Source organism: Vibrio sp. 10N.222.46.A1, from assembly GCF_041473595.1.
GTDB classification, from domain to species: Bacteria; Pseudomonadota; Gammaproteobacteria; order Enterobacterales; family Vibrionaceae; genus Vibrio; species Vibrio tasmaniensis_A.
The window spans coordinates 1-1,297 of record NZ_JBFRSN010000949.1; the positions used below are offsets into that span (position 1 = coordinate 1).

Below are 1,297 nucleotides of genomic sequence, written 5' to 3' on the forward strand. Positions count from 1 at the left end.
TTTGACCATCAGGCAATACCAATACTGGAACAGTGCCTTTTGGCGAACTGGCCAATAGTTCGCTAGGCTTATCTTTGGTAACAATTTCTCGAAGTAACACTTTCTGCTGTGATAGTGCGATGCCCATCCTTCCTCGCATAGCGTAAGGGCAGCGTCTTAAAGAATAAAGGATAGGTAAATCGAATTCGTTTGGCATTATTGAGGTCATTTAGTTTGAAAAGTGTTGTTAGGTGGTAAAGAGATCGTGATGTAGGTAGAATACGCGGCTTAAAAATTATAAGTAAGTGAGCGACTTCAAAAATGAGCAGAAAGATTGAGTTATTAGCCCCAGGTGGCGATGTAGAGGCGATTAAAGCAGCTATCGTAGCGGGTGCTAATGCGGTTTATTGCGGTTTAGACACCTTCAACGCTCGTAACAGAGCCTCTAACCTATCGTTAGATGAGTTGAATGGTGTGATTCGCCTTGCTCATGAATACGGTTGTGAAGTGTTTTTGACTCTTAACGTTGTGCTGCTGGAGCATGAAATTAAGAGCATCACTAAACTGTTGAACCAGCTTGTGAACACTAAGCTTGATGGCATCATCGTCCAAGATCTTGGTTTGTTCGATTTGGTGAAAAAGCATTTTCCATCGTTAGATGTTCACGCATCGACTCAGTTAACGACACACAACGAAGGCCAGATTAAGTTCTTGTCTAAAATTGGCGCAACACGCGTTAACTTGTCTCGTGAATTGAACCTGCCAGAAATCAAAATGCTGACGGAAGTGGCACACGACCACGATGTTCTAACCGAAGTGTTTGTACATGGCGCTTTGTGTATCGCATTCTCTGGCCAATGTTACTCGAGCTCAGTAAGTGTGGGTAACTCAGGTAACCGTGGCCGTTGTAGCCAAGCATGTCGTGATGAATACGAAATCACTGATGCCGGAAACAAGTTTCCACTGAACCTGAAAGATAATTCAGCGTACTACGACCTACCTGAATTGGTTGACGCGAAAGTCGACTCATTGAAAGTTGAAGGCCGTATCAAAGGCGCACACTACGTATACACAGTGGTTGATACGTGGCGCAAACAAATTGATAGCTTTGTAGAAAGTGGTTTGTTGATCGAAGACGATTCAAACCTGCACAAAGTATTCAACCGTGATTTCACTAACTCTTTCCTTAAGGGCAACCTAACGAAAGACATGTTCATTGATAATCCTCGTGACAACAGCATGAACTACGCCGTTGATAAAGCGACGAAAGAGAACAATGAAATCTCAGTGGTACAAATTCAAGAAGTGACCAGCGATC

2 protein-coding genes are annotated in these 1,297 nt (G+C 43.3%); one reads left to right on the forward strand and one right to left on the reverse strand.

Annotated elements, in window-relative coordinates; genetic code table 11:
* A partial coding sequence (locus AB4496_RS22440) for a glutathione S-transferase N-terminal domain-containing protein (protein WP_372114803.1) occupies positions 1-196 on the reverse strand: 196 nt, incomplete at its 3' end.
* Between the two features lie 104 nt (positions 197-300).
* Between AB4496_RS22440 and AB4496_RS22445 the strand changes: the two genes are divergently transcribed.
* Positions 301-1,297: peptidase U32 family protein (locus AB4496_RS22445; RefSeq protein ID WP_372132012.1), on the forward strand; the 997-nt coding region annotated here is incomplete at its 3' end.